Here is a 16,830-nt window from a genome sequence, read left to right as displayed (position 1 = left end):
CCTTCTCTATCCTGACGACCATGCTGACCATCACCCGTGCCCTGCACGACGCACTCGTCGCCCACGCCCGCGCCGACCACCCCGACGAGGCCTGCGGCGTGATCGCGGGTCCGGCCGGCAGCGGCCGGCCCGAGCGGCACATCCCGATGCTCAACGCGGCCCGCTCGCCCACGTTCTACGAGTTCGACTCCACCGACCTGCTCAAGCTCTACCGGGAACTCGACGACCGCGACGAGGAGCCGGTGGTCATCTACCACTCCCACACCGCCACCGAGGCCTACCCCTCGCGCACCGACATCTCCTACGCCAACGAGCCCGGCGCCCACTACGTGCTGGTCTCCACCGCCGACACCGACGGCGCCGGCCCCTTCCAGTTCCGCTCGTTCCGCATCGTGGACGGCGAGGTCAGCGAGGAGCCGGTCGAGATCGTCGACCCCTCCGTCTGAGACGCGACGGTCCGCATCCTGGGACACCCGTCTCTGGGGCCCGGGGGGAATCGATACGATGAGCCCATGGTTTCCCACGACGTGAGCGACACGGCGCCGGGCACGCTGCTCGTGGCGCGGCTGCACGTCGACCTGTGCCGCCTCGCCAGCGCGGCATGTACGTGCGCCTGAGCGCCGTCAGCCCGCGCAACCCCGCTTCCCGCCGTACTCACGCACCCACTGGAGCCGACGCATGGCCATCGAGGTCCGCATCCCGACCATCCTCCGCACGTACACCGACGGCGCCAAGGCCGTCGAAGGCAGCGGCAGCACCGTCGACGAACTCCTCGCCGACCTCGACACCCGCCACACCGGCATCCGCGAGCGCATCGTCGACGGCGGCGAGCTGCGGCGCTTCGTCAACGTCTACCTCAACGACGAGGACGTCCGCTTCCTGGACGGCATCGCCACCAAGCTCACCGACGGCGACAGCGTGACGATCCTCCCCGCGGTCGCCGGCGGCAGCGGCCTGCCGGCCGACCGCGTCGGCGGGCGCTGATGCGGTACGACAGCCCGCTGGCAGCCGTCGGCAACACCCCGCTGGTACGACTGCCGCGCCTGTCCCCCTCCGGCGAGGTCTCCGTCTGGGCCAAGCTGGAGGACCGCAACCCCACCGGCTCGGTCAAGGACCGCCCGGCACTGCACATGATCGAGCAGGCCGAGCGCGCCGGCCGGCTCACCCCCGGCTGCACGATCCTCGAACCCACCTCCGGCAACACCGGCATCTCGCTCGCCATGGCGGCCCGGCTCAAGGGCTACCGCATGGTCTGCGTCATGCCCGAGAACACCTCGTCCGAGCGGCGCGAACTGCTCACGATGTGGGGCGCCGAGATCATCCCCTCCCCGGCCGCCGGCGGCTCCAACACCGCCGTCCGCGTCGCCAAGGAACTGGCCGCCGAGCACCCCGACTGGGTGATGCTCTACCAGTACGGCAACCCGGACAACGCCGGCGCCCACTACGCCACGACCGGCCCGGAGATCCTGACCGACCTCCCCTCCGTCACCCACTTCGTCGCCGGGCTCGGCACCACCGGCACCCTCATGGGCGTCGGCCGCTACCTGCGCGAGAAGGTCCCCGGCGTGCAGATCGTCGCCGCCGAGCCCCGCTACGACGACCTCGTCTACGGACTGCGCAACCTCGACGAGGGCTTCATCCCCGAGCTCTACGACGAGTCCGTCCTCACCACCCGCTTCTCCGTTGGCTCCGAGGACGCCGTCCGCCGCACCCGCGAACTGCTCCAGCAGGAGGGCATCTTCGCCGGCGTCTCCACCGGAGCCGCCCTCCACGCCGCCCTCGGCGTGGCCCGCAAGGCCGAACGCGCCGGGGAGCGCGCCGACATCGTGTTCGTCGTCGCCGACGGCGGCTGGAAGTACCTGTCGACCGGCATCTACACCGCCGCGTCCACCGAGGCGGCCGTCGCCGCCCTGCACGGCCAGCTCTGGGCCTGATCCTCCCCCCACGGCGCCCTCGCCCCGCCGGACTTCCGGCGACGAGGGCGCCGTACTGGTGATTCCGCCCACAACGGGGCTCCGCAGAGGAGCACGCGCACGCCGTGCGCCTTACGCTCAAGAGCACATGGCGGGTCGCTCCCGCCCCTCCCCCCTCCCCCTGCGGAGCGGGGGCGTCGTGGCGCGCCAACGCAAGACCCCCGGAACAATCCACGGAGGTTTCTGCACATGAAGCTCACCGTCGTCGGCTGCTCGGGGTCGTTCCCGTCCGCGGAATCGGCCTGCTCGAGCTACCTCATCGAGGCCGACGGCTTCCGGCTGCTCCTCGACATGGGCAACGGCGCCCTCGGCGAGCTGCAGCGCCACTGCGGTCTGTACGACCTCGACGCCATCCTGCTGAGCCATCTGCACGCCGACCACTGCATCGACATGTGCGCCTACTTCGTCGCGCGCTACTACCGCCACGAGGGCGGCCCCGCCCACGCCATCCCCGTCTACGGGCCCGAGGGCACCGAACGGCGGCTGGCCAGCGCGTACGGGGACGTGCCAGACGAGAAGTGCATGAGCGAGGTCTTCGACTTCCGCACCCTCGAACCCGGCACCTTCCGCCTCGGCCCCTTCACCATCACCGCGGACGTCGTCAGCCACCCCGTCGAGGCGTACGGCTTCCGTGTCGAGCACGCCGGTCGCACCATCACCTATTCGGGGGACACCGGTCCCTGCGACGCGCTGCTGACCCTCAGCGAGGGCACCGACCTCCTCCTGTGCGAGGCCTCCTTCACGCACGGCAAGGAGGACATCCCCGACCTGCACCTCAACGGCCGCGAGGCCGGCCAGTACGCGGACCGCGCGGGGGCCGGGCGACTGCTGCTCACCCACATCCCGCCGTGGACCGACCCGCGGACCAACCTCGAGCACGCCCGCGAGGTCTACGACGGCCCGGTCGAGGTGGCGAAGGCCGGCGCGGTCTACGAGGTCTGAGCGCCCCCGCCCGAAGCAGCACGAAGCCCCCGGAACCAGACCTTCGGTTCCGGGGGCTTCGTCGTGTGCCGCGCCGGGCGCTACGCCTTGACGAGGTCCTCGTTCTCCTCCTCGGGCTCGCGGCCCGGGGTGGGGAGGTTGAACTTGGTGATCGCGAAGCGGAAGACCACGTAGTAGATCACCGAGAAGACGAGTCCGATCGGGATGATCAGCCACGGCTTGGTCGACAGGTTCCAGTTGAGCAGGTAGTCGATGGCGCCGGCCGAGAACGTGAAGCCCGCATGGACACCGAAGGCCCAGGTCACGGCCATGGACAGCGCGGTGAGCACCGCGTGGATCGCGTAGAGCAGCGGTGCGATGAACATGAAGGAGAACTCGATCGGCTCGGTGACACCGGTGACGAAGGAGGTCAGCGCGAGCGAGATCATCATGCCCATGACGGCCTTGCGGCGCTCCGGACGGGCCGTGTGCGCGATGGCCAGGGCGGCGGCCGGGAGGCCGAACATCATGATCGGGAAGAAGCCGGTCATGAACTGCCCGGCACCGGGGTCGCCGGCGAAGAAGCGGCTCAGGTCGCCGTGGACGACGGTGCCCGCGGAGTTGGTGAAGTCACCCAGCTGGAACCAGGCCACCGAGTTCACGAACTGGTGCATGCCGATCGGGATCAGCGCACGGTTGATCAGACCGAACAGCGCGGCGCCGACCGAGCCGAGACCGGTCATCCACTCGCCGAAGTTGCTGATGACCTCGCCGATGGGCTCCCAGACCAGACCGAAGAACACACCGACCAGGACGCCGACGAAGGCCATGATGATGGGCACGAGGCGGCGGCCGTTGAAGAAGCCGAGCCAGTCCACCAGCTTCTTGCGGTGGTAGCGCTGCCACAGGACGGCAGCGAGCAGACCCATGATGATGCCGCCGAGCACACCGGGGTTGTTGTAGGTGGCGGGGATGTCCGCGCCGGCCTGGATCTTGGCCTCGGTGACCGGGAAGGCCTTCAGGACGTTGCTGTAGACCAGGAAGCCGACCAGTGCGGCGAGGGCGGTCGAGCCGTCGGCCTTCTTGGCGAAGCCGATGGCGACGCCGATGCAGAACAGCAGCGGCAGGTTGTCGAACACGGCGCCGCCGGCGGTGGCGAACACCGAGGCGACCTTGTCCCAGCCGAGGCCGTCCGCGCCGAAGACGTCGGGCTGGCCGAGACGGAGCAGAATGCCCGCCGCCGGCAGGACGGCGATCGGCAGCTGCAGGCTGCGGCCGACCTTCTGCAGGCCTTGGAAAAGGCCGGAGCCCCGCTTCTTCGCTGCGGGGGCCGCCGATGCGGTGGCGGTTGTCATGGGGGGTCCTCCTGGTCTAAACCACCGAATGGTGTAGACCAGTATTAACATGTAAGCGACGCGTCAAGGAAAGGCTCCTCCGGTGTGGTCTAGACCACACTCCTGAGCGTGGTGCCCCCGCTACGCCTTGACGTTGCCCTGCTCCATCTCCTCCGCGACCTCCTCAGGCTCACGCCCCGGCGTCGCCAGGTCGAACCTGGTGATCACGAAGCGGAAGAGCACGTAGTACACCGCCGCGAAGACCAGCCCGATCGGGACGATCAACCAGGGCTTCGTCGCCAGGTGCCAGTTGATGACGTAGTCGATCAGCCCCGCCGAGAAGCTGAAGCCGTCGTGCACGCCCAGCGCCCACGTCACCGCCATCGACACCCCCGTCAGCACCGCGTGGACCGCGTACAGCGCCGGCGCGATGAAGAGGAACGAGTACTCGATCGGCTCGGTGATGCCCGTCACGAACGAGGTCAGCGCCACCGACAGCATCAGGCCCCCGACCTCCTTGCGGCGGCCCGGGCGGGCGCAGTGCGTGATCGCCAGCGCGGCGGCCGGCAGGGCGAACATCATGATCGGGAAGAAGCCCGAGGTGAACTGCCCGGCCGTCGGGTCACCCGCCAGGAAACGCGTGATGTCCCCGTGCACCACCGTCCCGTCCGGCTTGGTGAAACTGCCGAACTGGAACCACACGAAGACGTTGAGGAACTGGTGCAGCCCCACCGTCAGCAGCGCCCGGTTCGCCACGCCGAAGATCCCCGCCCCGTACGAGCCCAGGTCCGTGAGCCACTGGCTGAAGGCGGTGAGCCCGGCACCGACCGGCGGCCAGACGAACACGCACAGCACCGCGAAGACGATCGCGACGAACGCCATGACGATCGGCACCAGCCGGCGCCCGTTGAAGAAGCCCAGCCAGTCCACCAGCCTCGTGCGGTGGTAGCGCTGCCAGAAGAACGCCGTCAGCAGCCCGATCACGATCCCGCCGAACACCCCCGGGTTCTGGTACGCCGCCGGAGCCGCCGCCGACGGCGTCCCCGGGGGGATGCACGCCCCGCTGATGGTGCTCGTCGCCAGGAACTCCGTCCCCGGCGGGCAGTCCTGCGGGAACTGGTGCAGCACCCCGTAGTAGACGAGGAAACCCGCGACCGCCGCCAGCGCCGTCGAACCGTCCGACTTCTTCGCCATCCCGATCGCGACACCCACCGCGAACAGCAGCGGCAGCCCCAGCGAACCGTCCAGCAGCGCCCCGCCCGCGCCGTCGAAGACCCTCGCCACGTTGTCCCAGCCCAGGCCCTTCGGGCCGAAGACGTCGTCCTGGCCCAGCCGGTTCAGGATGCCCGCCGCCGGCAGCACCGCGATCGGCAGCTGCAGACTCCGTCCCATCTTCTGCAGGCCCTGGAACAGGACACCGCTCCACTTCCGGCTCGGACGCGGGGCGGCTGCGGCGGCGGCGTCCGGACCCATGGGACTACCTCCCGGCAGGTAATGTGGTGTAGACCAGTTGCGGCACGGCTGCGTCACCCATGCATCCCCGCAAAAGCGGTCCGCCACTGCATTACGGTGTGAAATCGGACCGAACGGCCGAGACCAACCAGGAGTACAGATGGCCAGCAAGGCAGAGAAGATCGTCGCCGGGCTCGGCGGACTCGACAACATCGAAGAAGTCGAGGGCTGCATCACCCGTCTCCGCACCGAGGTCAAGGACGCCTCGCTCGTCGACGACGCCGCGCTCAAGGCCGCCGGAGCGCACGGCGTCGTCAAGATGGGCAACGCGATCCAGGTCGTCATCGGCACCGACGCCGACCCCATCGCCGCCGACATCGAGGACATGATGTGACCCGGCGCTGACCGCCGGGGCCACCCCCACCTCACCCGCAAGGGGCCCGTTCCCGGACCGGCACGGGCCCCGGGCCGCGCTACGACTAGGCTCGACGCCATGTCTCGTATCGACGGCCGCACCCCCGAAGAGCTCCGCCCCGTCACCATCCAGCGCGGCTGGAGCAAGCACGCCGAAGGATCCGTCCTCGTCTCCTTCGGCGACACCAAGGTCCTCTGCACCGCATCCGTCACCGAGGGCGTCCCCCGCTGGCGCAAGGGCAGCGGCGAAGGCTGGGTCACCGCCGAGTACGCCATGCTGCCCCGCGCCACCAACACCCGAGGCGACCGCGAGTCCGTCCGCGGCAAGATCGGCGGCCGCACCCACGAGATCTCCCGCCTCATCGGCCGCTCCCTGCGCGCCGTCATCGACTACAAGGCGCTCGGAGAGAACACCGTCGTCCTCGACTGCGACGTCCTCCAGGCCGACGGCGGCACCCGCACCGCCGCCATCACCGGCGCCTACGTCGCCCTCGCCGACGCCGTCACCTGGATGCACGGCCGCAAGATCCTCCGCGCCAAGGCCCAGCCCCTCAACGGCACCGTCAGCGCCGTCAGCGTCGGCATCATCGACGGCGTCCCCATGCTCGACCTCTGCTACGAGGAGGACGTCCGAGCCGAGACCGACATGAACGTCGTCTGCACCGGCGACGGCCGCTTCGTCGAGGTCCAGGGCACCGCCGAAGGCCAGCCCTTCGACCGCAAGGAACTCAACAGCCTCCTCGACCTCGCCGTCGCCGGCTGCGCCGAACTCGACGCGCTCCAGCGCGCCGCCCTCGCCGACCTCGAACAGATCACCAAGAACTGACAAAGAGCACGTCTGCAAAACGCAACCCGAGGACGGCGCGGTGCGTATGTAAAGGTATGCACCCACGCACCCGCCGCCTCGCGGCGCTCGCCACCGCGGCCGCCCTCGGCACCACCGTCCTCATCGGCTGCAGCGCCGTCGACGCCGTCGACAAGGCGCTCGACTGCGCCAACGTCGCAGCCCAGGTCGCCACCGACGTCCAGAACCTGCAGAACGCCGTCAGCAACGCCGGCAACAGCCCACAGGACGCCGCCAACGCCCTCGACCAGATCGCCGACGACCTCGCCGACCTCGGCGACAAGACCGGCAACGCCGACGTCAACACCGCCGTGGGCAACCTCCAGCAGGCCGTCGAGAACGCACAGAAGGCCGCCGAGAACGGAGACGTCCCCGACATCACCCCCGTCGCCGACGCCGCATCCGAACTCTCCAAGGTCTGCACCCCCGGCTGACGGGATAATCGGACCATGCCGCACACCCGCCTGGTCCTCGCCACCCGCAACGCCCACAAGGTCGCCGAACTCCACGCCATCCTGGCCGACGCCGGACTCGGCGTGGAGCTCGTCGGCGCCGACGCCTACCCCGAGATCCCCGACGTCCGCGAAACCGGCGTCACCTTCGCCGAGAACGCCCTCCTCAAGGCCCACGCCCTCGCCCAGGCCACCGGCCTCCCCGCCGTCGCCGACGACTCCGGCCTCTGCGTCGACGTCCTCGGCGGCGCCCCCGGCATCTTCTCCGCCCGCTGGGCCGGCAAGCACGGCGACGACCGCGCCAACCTCGAACTCCTCCTCGCCCAGCTCTCCGACATCGACACCCCCCACCGCGCCGCCCACTTCATGTGCGCCGCCGCCCTCGCCCTCCCCGACGGCACCGAACGCGTCGTCGAGGGCCGCCTCCTCGGCACGCTGCGCTTCGAACCCCACGGCGCGAACGGCTTCGGCTACGACCCGATCCTCCAGCCGCTCGGCGAGTCCCGGACCTGCGCCGAACTCACCGCGGAGGAGAAGAACGCCATCAGTCACCGCGGCCTGGCCTTCCGGGGCCTGGTGCCGGTGGTGCGGGAGCTGGTGGGGTGACATGACGAAGGGGCCACGCCGGGATGACCGACGTGGCCCCTCGGGAGGTGTGGCCGGTGGGATTCGAACCCACACGAGCGAAGCTCACCCGGATCTAAACCGGCGCGCGTCTGCCATTCCGCCACGGCCACTGGACGCCTACATCGTACTGTCTCGGCGTCCCCGCGAACGTGCCCTTGACCTCACACCTGCCGGTCGGCCTGCGCCGGTAAGGCGGCCCGGATGTCCCGGCCGGCGAAGGTGCCGGTCTGGCTATGGCACGAGGGGCACAGATACCGGAGATTGCCGATCCGGTTGTCGAGCCGGTCGCCGTTGATGTGATCGATCTCGAGCGTGATTGGCAGCCCTTGCCACACTGGCCCCGTGCCGCAGGCGCCGCACAAGTAGGGCATGCCCTTCTCCTGGAGCGCCCGGTGCAGCATACGACGACTGCTTCGCGGACTGCCGGGGGCGAGGATGCGCAAGATCTCGTCCGCCGTCTTGCGCCTGGGGGACGGAGCGCCACGGGCGTGTGCCTGCCCGGTGAAATGTCCGGTGGACAGCCCTTGTTCGGCGACAGCCCGCACGATCCGCCGTCTGGACGTCCCGTTGTCAGGCATCCCGAGGCACCGAATGACCCCCGCCAGGCTCGTCGACCGGTCCACTGCGGCCCGGAGTTCCCGTGCGTCGACGGTCCGGGGCCTGCCGGTGACGCTGGTAACCGGCTCGGTGAAATGGGAGGTGTCCACGCCGAAATGGGCCAGCCTGCGGGCGATGTGCCGGTAGGCGCTGTCGTACGGCGGCACGTCCAGGTGCTCCAGGATCTCCCGGACGGAGCCACAACGGGATGCGGCGTCCTCCAGGGTCTCCTTGGTGTACCTCCGGGGTGACCTGCGCGGCAGCGGATCCTCGACGAAGTGGCCCGTGTCGATGCCGTAGTGCTTCAGTCGCTCCTTCAAATAGCCCAGCGGGCCGCTGCCAAGGGGCTGGCCGAGGCGCGCGAGCATGTCCACGAGACTGCGGGACTGGGCAGCGCAGGCCGTGAGGGATGCCCGGGTGTACCCCGGGCTGTCGTAGAGACGGGACATCTAGCGCACCGCCCCGCGGCGTTTGCGGCCCCGGTACGTGTCGGTGGCCGCGTGGCAGTTCGGACAGAACAGCCGCAGGTTTTCGGGGCGGTTGTCCCACCAGTCCCCGTTGATGTGGTCGACCTCCAGGCGCAGTGGCGCACCGTTCCACACCGGTCCGGTGCCGCACATAGCGCACAGGTCCCGGATCCCTTGGCGGAGCAGATGCCTGCGCAGCCGGTCGCTCGGGATCCGCCCGTCGTCGGGTGTGCCGAGTACCAGTCGGTCGTTCAGGGACCGCCTGGGGCGGTGCGAGACGGTGTTGGGCGCGAAATGCGAGATGTCGATGCCCAGTCGCGCGATGCGGCGGCCGATGTGCGCCTGGTTACCGCCGACCGGGTTGATGCCCAGCCGACGTACGACCTCCGCGATGCTGGTCGACTCGCGAACGACGGCACGCAACCGGCGTTCGGTGTGACGGATTCCCTCCCGCTCGAAGTGCGAGCAGTCGACGCCCCAGGCGCTGATGAGCTTGCGCAGGTAGGCGCGGCTGCCGTTGGTGGGCGTACCCCCGAGCCTGGTGATCACGTCGGAGAGCGACGTGCACTGGGCGGCGGCCTCTTCGACGAGTTCGCGCGTGTATCTCGCGGTCACATATCCCCCATGCGATCGTGTGTTGCACTTTCGCACGTTTTAACGACCCGCTTGTACGACGGTTACGCCGACCGGGATACGCCGAAGGGCGCCCGGAACGACACGTCGGGCGCCCTTCGGCGGGGAGGTGGGCTACGCGTCCTTGAGGACCTGGCGCTGGTGGCCGAGGCCGTCGATCTCGAGCTCGACGACGTCGCCGGCCCGGAGGTAGGGCTTGGGCTCGGGGCGGCCGAGGGCGACGCCGGCAGGAGTGCCGGTGTTGATGACGTCGCCGGGGTAGAGGGTCATGAACTGGCTGACGTAGCGGACGACTTCGGCGACCGGGAAGATCTGGTCGGCGGTGCTGCCGTCCTGCTTGAGGTCGCCGTTGACCCACAGCCGCAGGCCCAGGGCCTGGGGGTCGGGGATCTCGTCGGCGGTGACGAGCCAGGGGCCGAGGGGGTTGAAGGTCTCGCAGTTCTTGCCCTTGTCCCACTGGCCGCCGCGTTCGATCTGGAAGGCGCGTTCGGAGACGTCGTGGGCGACCGCGTAGCCCGCGACGGCGGCGAGGGCTTCGGTGCCGTCGGCCGCGTAGCGCAGTTCGCGGCCGATGACGACGGCGAGTTCGACCTCCCAGTCGGCCTTGAGGCTGCCGCGGGGGACGAGGACGGTGTCGTCGGGGCCGACGACGGTGTCGGGGGCCTTCATGAACAGGATGGGCTCGTCGGGGACGGCGGCGCCGGTCTCGCGGGCGTGGTCGTGGTAGTTGAGGCCGATGCAGACGATCTTGCCGATGCGGCTGAGCGGGGGGCCGACGCGCAGGTCCTCGGGGTCGAGGGCGGGGAGGGTGGCGTCGGCGGCCGCGGTGCGGATGCGGGCGAGGGCGTCCGCGTCGGCGAGCAGGGGGCCGTCGATGTCGGGGGTGAGGGAGGACAGGTCGCGCAGGGTGCCGTCCTGGTCGAGCAGGGCCGGGCGTTCGGCTCCGGCGGGGCCGACTCGCAGCAGCTTCACAAGACTCTCCGGGTGTGGTCGGGGGGTGGTGGTCGTGGCCGAAGGTCGTGGCCGAGGTCATGTCCGGGGTCATGTCCGATGGGGGCGGTCATCGGAGGTCTTGGTTGATCCTCCAGCGGCGGGGGTGGCGTCCGCAACCCCTTGACCACGGTGTGGACGGTGCAGCCAGGCGCGTTCGGCGGCGGTCCAGGCGGTCGAGGTGGCGATGTAGAGCCCGGCGGCCGGGGGGACGATCGCGGCGGTGACGAGGGTGCCGAAGGAGAGCAGCGGCAGGTGCTTGGCGAGGCCCTGGGCGTCGGGGGCGGCCTTGCGGGCGCGGCGGTAGGACCAGTAGGCGACGGCGGCGACCACGAGGAGGATCGCGGCGTGGAGGGCGCCGGCGCGGTCGTCGCCGATCCGGGCGGCGGAGGAGGCGTGGTAGAGCACGAAGAAGGCGGGGAGTTGGAGGAGCGTGGGGAGCATGCCGGCGAAGGGGGAGGAGCCCTCGTCCGCGTAGAGGTCGGTCAGTGCGCGCCGGAGTTTCTGCGGGTCGCGCCCGTGCTTGTGGCGCAGTTCGGCGACGCGTGGGGCGAGGGCGGCGCGGGTCTTCTCGCCGCGGGCGGCGGCGCGGGCGAGCGGGTGGAGGGCGAGCCTGACGAGGACGGTGAACAGGACGATCGCGGCGGCTGGTGCGGCGGCGGGTCCGGTGAGGGGGGTGAGGGCGTGGGTGAGGCTGAGCAGGAGGTGCGTGAACACGGACATGGGGGTGGGACCCTCCGCGGGTGTCGTCGTGCCGGTCGGGGTGGGCGCGGCGTGACGGGGCGCGGTGGGGCAGCGGGTGCCGGGGTGCGGTGGCGTTGCCCCTAGGCGGCCGTCGGGAGGGGGCGGCCGGGGGCCCTGGGGCGTGGGCGGCCGGAGGCGTCGGGGTCGCGCTGGGGGAGGAAGGCGGTGCGGTGTTGCCGGTCGCGCAGCGCGGTGCGGACGCGTCCGCGGGGTACGGGTGGTGCCGTGGCCGTGAGGCGGAGGGCGCTGCGGAGCAGGAGGGCGACGGCGGCGGTGGTCGCGGCGGCGGCGACGGTGGCGGTGAGGCCGGTGTGGGTGAGCAGCAGTGCGGTGAGGAGGAGCAGGAGTGCGGCGCCGTGCAGGCGTGCGGCCGCGGCGGTCCTGCGGATCACGTGGGCTGCTCCTTCCGTTCGTTTCGCAGGGGATGACGAACGGGGGGTCAGCGTGGTTCCGCGGCGGCGAGTCCGCCCCAGACGACGAGGCGGTAGGCGGAGGTGAACTCGGGGGTGCAGGTGGTGAGGGTGATGTAGCGGCCGGGTCCGGTCATGTGCCGGCGGGGGTGGACGGTGCTGTGGGGGACGGGGGCGATGACGGTGCCGTCGGAGGGGGTGGTGCGGGGGACGGTCTGCTGGACGACGTAGGTGTAGCGGGTGGTGGCGGTCTCGACGAGGAGGGTGTCGCCGGGGCGGAGCCGGTCGATGCGGCGGAAGGGTTCGCCGTGGGTGTTGCGGTGGCCGGCGAGGGCGAAGTTGCCGGGCTGTCCGGGCCCGGCGGTGTGCGGGTAGTGGCCGGCGTATCCGTGGTTGAGGACCTTGGCGCGGCTGATGCCTTCGGCGATGGGGGCGGTGACGCCGATGCGGGGGATGCGGAGGACGGCGTAGGCCTGGGAGGGGCGCGGGCCGGCGGTGGGGTTGCCGGTGCGGGTGGCGGTGCCGTTGCTCAGGGAGCGGCTTGTGGGTGCGGTGCCGGCGGCGACGGAGGCGGTGGATTCCTCCGATGTATCGGAGGTGTGGGCGTCGTCCCACTGCCGTTCCAGGGCGGTCACCCGGTGTGCGGCGGCGGATTGCGCCCGCAGGTTGGTCCACCACAGTTGGTGGGCGACGAGCAGCAGGAGGACGGCGCCGAGGGTGAGGGCGGCTTCGCCGGCGCCCCACAGCGCGCGTCCCTGCCAGCGCAGCGGGGCGTGGGCGCGGGTGGGCATGCGGGCACCGTAGATGACGTCGCGTCAGATTCCCAGGGTCGCGGCCCTGCCCGCTGCCCCGCCCGCGGGCCTCGTCACCCGGCCAGGAGCCGGGACACGCTGTAGATGGCCAGGCCCGCCAGGGCGCCCACGACGGTGCCGTTGATCCGGATGAACTGCAGGTCGCGCCCGACGTTGGCCTCGATCTTGCGGGTGGTCTGCTCGGGGTCCCAGCCGGCGATGGTGTCGGTGATCAGTGCGGTGATCTCGTCGCGGTAGGTGGTGACCACGTACGTGGCGGCGTCCTCCAGCCAGCCGTCGATCTTGGCGGTCAGCCGGGGGTCCTCGGTCATCCGCGCACCCAGCGACAGCAGTGAGGCCCGGGCGCGCAGCCGCAGCTCGCTGCGCTCGTCCTCGGCGGCGGCGACGATCATGCCGCGGACCGAGCCCCACGCGGACTCGATGAGGTCCTGGACCTCGTTGCGGGCGATCAGGTCCTTCTTGAGCCGTTCGACGCGGGCCCGGGTGTCCGGGTCGGACTGCAGCTCGAAGGCGAAGTCGGCCAGGAAGCGGTCGATGGCGCCGCGGGCGGGGTGCTCGGGCATGTCCCGCATCTCGGCGGTGAAGCGCACGAGTTCCTTGTAGACGCGTTCACCGACGCGGCGGTCCACGAAGCGCGGTGTCCAGCCGGGGGCGCCCTCCTGGACCGCGTGCATCACCGAGTCGGAGTGCTCGACCAGCCAGTCGTGGGCCCGGACGCAGACCAGGTCGACCACCCGCCGGTGCCCGCCGTCGGCGACGACGCGCTCCAGCATCTTCCCTATCCCCGGGGCGATCTCCTGGGCATCGGCGCGGCGGGTGATGGCCTCGCCGACCACCGCCTGGACGTCGGAGTCGCGCAGCACGGTGAGGGCGCCGCGCAGCGCCGCGGCGCCCTGCTCGGTGACGCGGTCGGCGTGTTCGGGGTGCTCCAGCCAGGCGCCGAGCCGCCGTGCGATGCCGACCTTGCGCAGCCGGGTGCGGACGACCTGCGGGGACAGGAAGTTCTCACCGACGAAGTCGCCGAGGGTGCGGCCGAGCGCGTCCTTCTTGGTGGGGATGATCGCGGTGTGCGGGATGGGCAGGCCGAGCGGCCTGCGGAAGAGCGCGGTCACCGCGAACCAGTCGGCGAGGGCACCGACCATGCCGGCCTCGGCGGCGGCCGCGACGTAGCCGGACCATCCGCCGGCTCCCGCCGACTCCGCCCACTTGGCCAGCGCGTAGACCGCGGTGGCCACCAGCAGCAGGCCGGTGGCGATCACCTTCATGCGTCGTACGCCCCGCCGCCGGCCCTCGTCGGCGGGGCTGTATGAGAACGCCGGAGTCGGGTCTTGGTCCGATCCGGTCACCGGGGCCGTTTCCATCCGTCGTATCCACTCCTTCCGCGTATCGTCCACACCACACTCTTCGAGTGGAACGAACAACGAGTTCCCGGCGTCCGACAATGCAGACGGGCAGGCCCGACGTCTCCATGGGATCATGGCGGCAGCGGATCGCGCCGGTTTCCCGCCCTTTGATCCCAGGAGTGAAGCACCGCATGGCCAGATCGACGGGTTATGCACTGCTCGCCGGAATTGTCGCGCTGGTCGCGGTCATCTCCGCCGCGATCTTCGTCACCGTCAGCCGTGCCGACGGCTCCGGCCGCTCCGGGCAGGACACGGTGGGGGCCGGACTCCCGGGTGTCCCCAACCAGGCCGCGCCCGCGGCGTCGGGTGCGTGGGTGGGCACCTGGTCGACGTCTCCCGTCGGGGGCGAGCCGAACAGGCCTGACGGCTACGCCGGGTGGTCGATCCGCAACGTCGTGCACACCAGTGTCGGCGGCACCTCGGCGCGCGTCCACCTCTCCAACCTCTTCGGCCGGTCGCCGCTGCTGATCGGCCGGTCGACGGTCGCCGTCGCGGCGGACCCGGGGTCGCCTGCCGCGGCGGACGGCACGATGCGGTCGCTGACCTTCGGCGGGCGGACGTCGGTGCGGATCCCCGCGGGGGGCGAGGTCGTCAGCGATCCCGTCCAACTGGCCGTGCCGCACGCGGCGGACCTGCTCGTCACGACGTACACGCCGAAGGCCTCTGGCCCGGTGACGTACCACCCGCGGGCGCAGCAGACCTCGTTCATGGCGGCCGGTGAGCGCACCGCGCGGACCGACGGTTCCGGGTACACCACCTTGACCCCGTACTGGCGCTACGTCACGGGGGTCGACGTTTTCACGCGGCAGGCGGCCGGGTCGGTGGTGCTGTTCGGCGACTCGATCACCGACGGCATCACCTCCACCTCCGGCGCGAACCACCGCTGGCCGGACCGCCTTGCGACGCGGCTGCGCGGCTCCGGAGACCGGGGGCTGCGGCTGGGCGTCCTCAACCAGGGGATCAGCGGCAACCGGGTGCTGCGCGACGGCGAGAACGGCGGCAATCCCAGCGGCCTGAGCCGCCTCGACCGCGACGCGCTCTCCCAGACCGGCGTCCGCACGCTCGTCGTCGAGCTGGGCATCAACGACGTCATGCGACCGCCGCAGCGGACCGGCGCGGAGGAGATCCTCTCCGGGCTGCGGGAGATCGTGGCGCGCGGTCATGAGCGCGGGCTGCGGGTGCTGGGTGCGACGCTGACCCCGTGCGGTGGCCACCCCGGCTCCAACACGCACACCGAGGCGGTGCGGCAGCAGGTGAACGCCGCGATCCGGGCGGGCACGGTCTTCGACGAGGTGATCGACTTCGACCGGGCGCTGCGCGACCCCGACCGTCCCTCCGCGCTGCTGCCCGCCTACGACTCCGGCGACCATCTGCACCCCAGTGACGCCGGCTACCTGCGCATGGCGGAAACTGTGGAGTTGTCGCTGCTCAAGGGCGGCGCGGCGGCCAAGGTGTGACGAGTACGGACGGACGGCGACACCCATGACGGAGCACGCGGGCGGTCTGCCCGGCTACGCGGAGCACTTCAGCGAGCCCGAGGGCTACCTGGACTTCGCCCGCTACGGTCCGCCCTCGCGGGACGTCCTCGACGCCACGGCGGCCGCGCTGGCGGCCTCCGCCGAGGCCGACCACACCACCGTCAACGACCTGATGCGGGCCGAGCCGCGCGCCCGGGCCGCGGCGGCCCGGCTGGCGGGTACGGACACCGGGCACGTGGCGCTGCTGCCCAACGCCTCCATCGGGATCTTCCACGCCGCCTTCGGCGTGCCCGGCGGCGCCGTCCTGGTGCCCTCGGCCGACTTCCCGGCCAACCACTACCCGTGGCGGCGCACGGCCGCCCTCGGCCGGGCGGTGCCGCGCTGGCTGGACGGCGCGCCGACCCCGGACGCGGTGCGCGAGGCGCTGACGGACGACGTGGTGGCGGTCTCGATCAGCGCCGTGGACTTCCGCACCGGCTACCGGGCCGACCTCGCGGCGCTGCGCGAGGTGATCGGCGACCGGCTGCTCGTGGTGGACGCGATGCAGGCGTTCGGCGTCGTCGAGCAGCCGTGGCAGGCGGCGGACGTGGTTGTGGCGGGCGGCCAGAAGTGGCTGCGGGCCAGCTGGGCGACCGGGTTCGCGGCGCTGTCGGACCGGGCCCTGGAGCGGCTTGAGCCCACGCTGACGGGGTGGACCGGGGTCGAGGACGTCGCCGTCTTCGACGACACCGAGCACCCGGTCGCGCCGGACGCGCTGCGCTGGAGCATCACCAATCTGAGCCCGGTGACGGCCGCGGCCTTCGCTGCGGCGCTGGAGCTGGTCGAGGGCGTGGGGGTGGCCGCCGTCGAGGCGCACGTCGCGCGCCGGGTCGACGAGCTGATCGACGTGGTCCGCTCGGCCGGCGGGAAGGTGCTGTCCCCGGTGGCCCGCGCCGAGCGGGCGGGCATCGTGTCCTTCGCGCTGCCCGACGTGGACCCGGAGCGGATCGCCAAGGCGCTGCACGCGCACGGGGTCACCCCTTCGGTGCGGGCGGACTCCGTCCGGCTGTCGGCCCACGCGTCGACCACGACGGGCGCCGTGGAGCGCGTGCGCGCCGCGCTGGCCTCGCTGCGCTGACCGGCCGCGCCGCGGTGGGGCGGGGCAGGTGAGGGCGGACCTCGCGAACAGTGCCTGGCCGGTGCGGACGTACGTCAACGTCATGGACCGGTCGTAGCCCCCCTGGTGGGGGCGTTCGTGCCGGAGGGCGCGGTAGGTGTATGCGGTGATGGAGCCGAAGGC

20 protein-coding genes and 1 tRNA gene are annotated in these 16,830 nt (G+C 71.4%); 11 read left to right on the top strand and 10 right to left on the bottom strand.

All coding sequences use genetic code 11. The features are described from left to right. The first annotated feature begins 20 nt into the window (after positions 1–20). From AC1VWI_RS18260 to AC1VWI_RS18240, 5 genes are all read left to right on the top strand, one after another. Positions 21–446 (top strand): M67 family metallopeptidase, encoded by a 426-nt coding sequence (locus tag AC1VWI_RS18260; RefSeq protein ID WP_499512081.1) that lies wholly within the window; start codon positions 21–23, stop codon positions 444–446. 66 nt (positions 447–512) lie between these two features. Continuing rightward, complete coding sequence (locus AC1VWI_RS18255) at positions 513–617, top strand: putative leader peptide (protein WP_499512080.1); 105 nt, start codon at positions 513–515, stop codon at positions 615–617. Positions 618–678: 61 nt separating this feature from the next. Beyond that, positions 679–984 carry a MoaD/ThiS family protein gene (locus AC1VWI_RS18250; protein WP_499512079.1) on the top strand — a complete coding sequence of 102 codons (306 nt, stop codon included), beginning with the start codon at positions 679–681 and terminating at the stop codon, positions 982–984. Next, positions 984–1,934 carry a PLP-dependent cysteine synthase family protein gene (locus tag AC1VWI_RS18245; RefSeq protein ID WP_499512078.1) on the top strand — a complete coding sequence of 317 codons (951 nt, stop codon included), beginning with the start codon at positions 984–986 and terminating at the stop codon, positions 1,932–1,934. The genes AC1VWI_RS18250 and AC1VWI_RS18245 overlap by 1 nt, the downstream gene beginning before the upstream one ends. 228 nt (positions 1,935–2,162) lie before the next feature. After that, a complete protein-coding gene (locus AC1VWI_RS18240) occupies positions 2,163–2,915 on the top strand; it encodes an MBL fold metallo-hydrolase (protein WP_499512077.1) in 753 nt (250 codons plus the stop codon). A gap of 80 nt (positions 2,916–2,995) precedes the next feature. Here AC1VWI_RS18240 and AC1VWI_RS18235 read toward each other — a convergent pair whose 3' ends face one another. Next, positions 2,996–4,249 carry a PTS transporter subunit EIIC gene (locus AC1VWI_RS18235; RefSeq protein WP_499512076.1) on the bottom strand — a complete coding sequence of 418 codons (1,254 nt, stop codon included), beginning with the start codon at positions 4,247–4,249 and terminating at the stop codon, positions 2,996–2,998. Positions 4,250–4,369: 120 nt separating this feature from the next. Next, on the bottom strand, positions 4,370–5,701 hold the full coding sequence (locus AC1VWI_RS18230; RefSeq protein WP_499512075.1) for a PTS transporter subunit EIIC: 1,332 nt from the start codon (positions 5,699–5,701) through the stop codon (positions 4,370–4,372). Between the two features lie 139 nt (positions 5,702–5,840). Between AC1VWI_RS18230 and AC1VWI_RS18225 the strand changes: the two genes are divergently transcribed. From AC1VWI_RS18225 to rdgB, 4 genes are all read left to right on the top strand, one after another. Next, on the top strand, positions 5,841–6,074 hold the full coding sequence (locus tag AC1VWI_RS18225) for a PTS sugar transporter subunit IIB (protein ID WP_499512074.1): 234 nt from the start codon (positions 5,841–5,843) through the stop codon (positions 6,072–6,074). A 99-nt stretch (positions 6,075–6,173) separates the two neighbouring features. Next, complete coding sequence (gene rph / locus AC1VWI_RS18220) at positions 6,174–6,920, top strand: ribonuclease PH (RefSeq protein ID WP_499512073.1); 747 nt, start codon at positions 6,174–6,176, stop codon at positions 6,918–6,920. A 56-nt stretch (positions 6,921–6,976) separates the two neighbouring features. Continuing rightward, positions 6,977–7,372, top strand: a complete 396-nt coding sequence (locus tag AC1VWI_RS18215) for a hypothetical protein (protein ID WP_499512072.1) — start codon at positions 6,977–6,979, stop codon at positions 7,370–7,372. A gap of 15 nt (positions 7,373–7,387) precedes the next feature. Beyond that, on the top strand, positions 7,388–7,996 hold the full coding sequence (gene rdgB, locus AC1VWI_RS18210) for an RdgB/HAM1 family non-canonical purine NTP pyrophosphatase (RefSeq protein WP_499512071.1): 609 nt from the start codon (positions 7,388–7,390) through the stop codon (positions 7,994–7,996). Between the two features lie 48 nt (positions 7,997–8,044). Here rdgB and AC1VWI_RS18205 read toward each other — a convergent pair. The 8 genes from AC1VWI_RS18205 to AC1VWI_RS18170 all read right to left on the bottom strand — a co-directional run bounded on the left by AC1VWI_RS18205 (position 8,045) and on the right by AC1VWI_RS18170 (position 14,031). Next, positions 8,045–8,127 (bottom strand) — tRNA-Leu (locus AC1VWI_RS18205). Positions 8,128–8,178: 51 nt separating this feature from the next. Beyond that, the gene (locus AC1VWI_RS18200) at positions 8,179–8,982 is read right to left on the bottom strand and encodes an HNH endonuclease signature motif containing protein (RefSeq protein WP_499512070.1); all 804 of its coding nucleotides are present in this window, start codon (positions 8,980–8,982) and stop codon (positions 8,179–8,181) included. Between the two features lie 81 nt (positions 8,983–9,063). After that, positions 9,064–9,696 (bottom strand): HNH endonuclease, encoded by a 633-nt coding sequence (locus AC1VWI_RS18195; protein WP_499512069.1) that lies wholly within the window; start codon positions 9,694–9,696, stop codon positions 9,064–9,066. A 132-nt stretch (positions 9,697–9,828) separates the two neighbouring features. Then, the gene (locus AC1VWI_RS18190) at positions 9,829–10,686 is read right to left on the bottom strand and encodes a fumarylacetoacetate hydrolase family protein (RefSeq protein ID WP_499512068.1); all 858 of its coding nucleotides are present in this window, start codon (positions 10,684–10,686) and stop codon (positions 9,829–9,831) included. A gap of 69 nt (positions 10,687–10,755) precedes the next feature. After that, positions 10,756–11,427, bottom strand: a complete 672-nt coding sequence (locus AC1VWI_RS18185; protein WP_499512067.1) for a YidC/Oxa1 family membrane protein insertase — start codon at positions 11,425–11,427, stop codon at positions 10,756–10,758. Between the two features lie 101 nt (positions 11,428–11,528). After that, positions 11,529–11,837, bottom strand: a complete 309-nt coding sequence (locus AC1VWI_RS18180) for a DUF6412 domain-containing protein (protein WP_499516845.1) — start codon at positions 11,835–11,837, stop codon at positions 11,529–11,531. Positions 11,838–11,887: 50 nt separating this feature from the next. Further along, positions 11,888–12,649 carry a class E sortase gene (locus AC1VWI_RS18175; protein WP_499512066.1) on the bottom strand — a complete coding sequence of 254 codons (762 nt, stop codon included), beginning with the start codon at positions 12,647–12,649 and terminating at the stop codon, positions 11,888–11,890. A 74-nt stretch (positions 12,650–12,723) separates the two neighbouring features. After that, positions 12,724–14,031, bottom strand: a complete 1,308-nt coding sequence (locus tag AC1VWI_RS18170) for a DUF445 domain-containing protein (protein WP_499512065.1) — start codon at positions 14,029–14,031, stop codon at positions 12,724–12,726. A gap of 173 nt (positions 14,032–14,204) precedes the next feature. Between AC1VWI_RS18170 and AC1VWI_RS18165 the strand changes: the two genes are divergently transcribed. After that, positions 14,205–15,530, top strand: a complete 1,326-nt coding sequence (locus tag AC1VWI_RS18165) for an SGNH/GDSL hydrolase family protein (protein ID WP_499512064.1) — start codon at positions 14,205–14,207, stop codon at positions 15,528–15,530. A gap of 25 nt (positions 15,531–15,555) precedes the next feature. Beyond that, positions 15,556–16,668 (top strand): aminotransferase class V-fold PLP-dependent enzyme, encoded by a 1,113-nt coding sequence (locus AC1VWI_RS18160; RefSeq protein ID WP_499512063.1) that lies wholly within the window; start codon positions 15,556–15,558, stop codon positions 16,666–16,668. The last annotated feature ends 162 nt before the right edge of the window (positions 16,669–16,830 follow it).

The organism is Streptomyces sp. TOM-9 (assembly GCF_056858595.1).
Note: the sequence above shows the minus strand (reverse complement) of the source record. Positions and strands in the feature narration are given on the sequence as shown.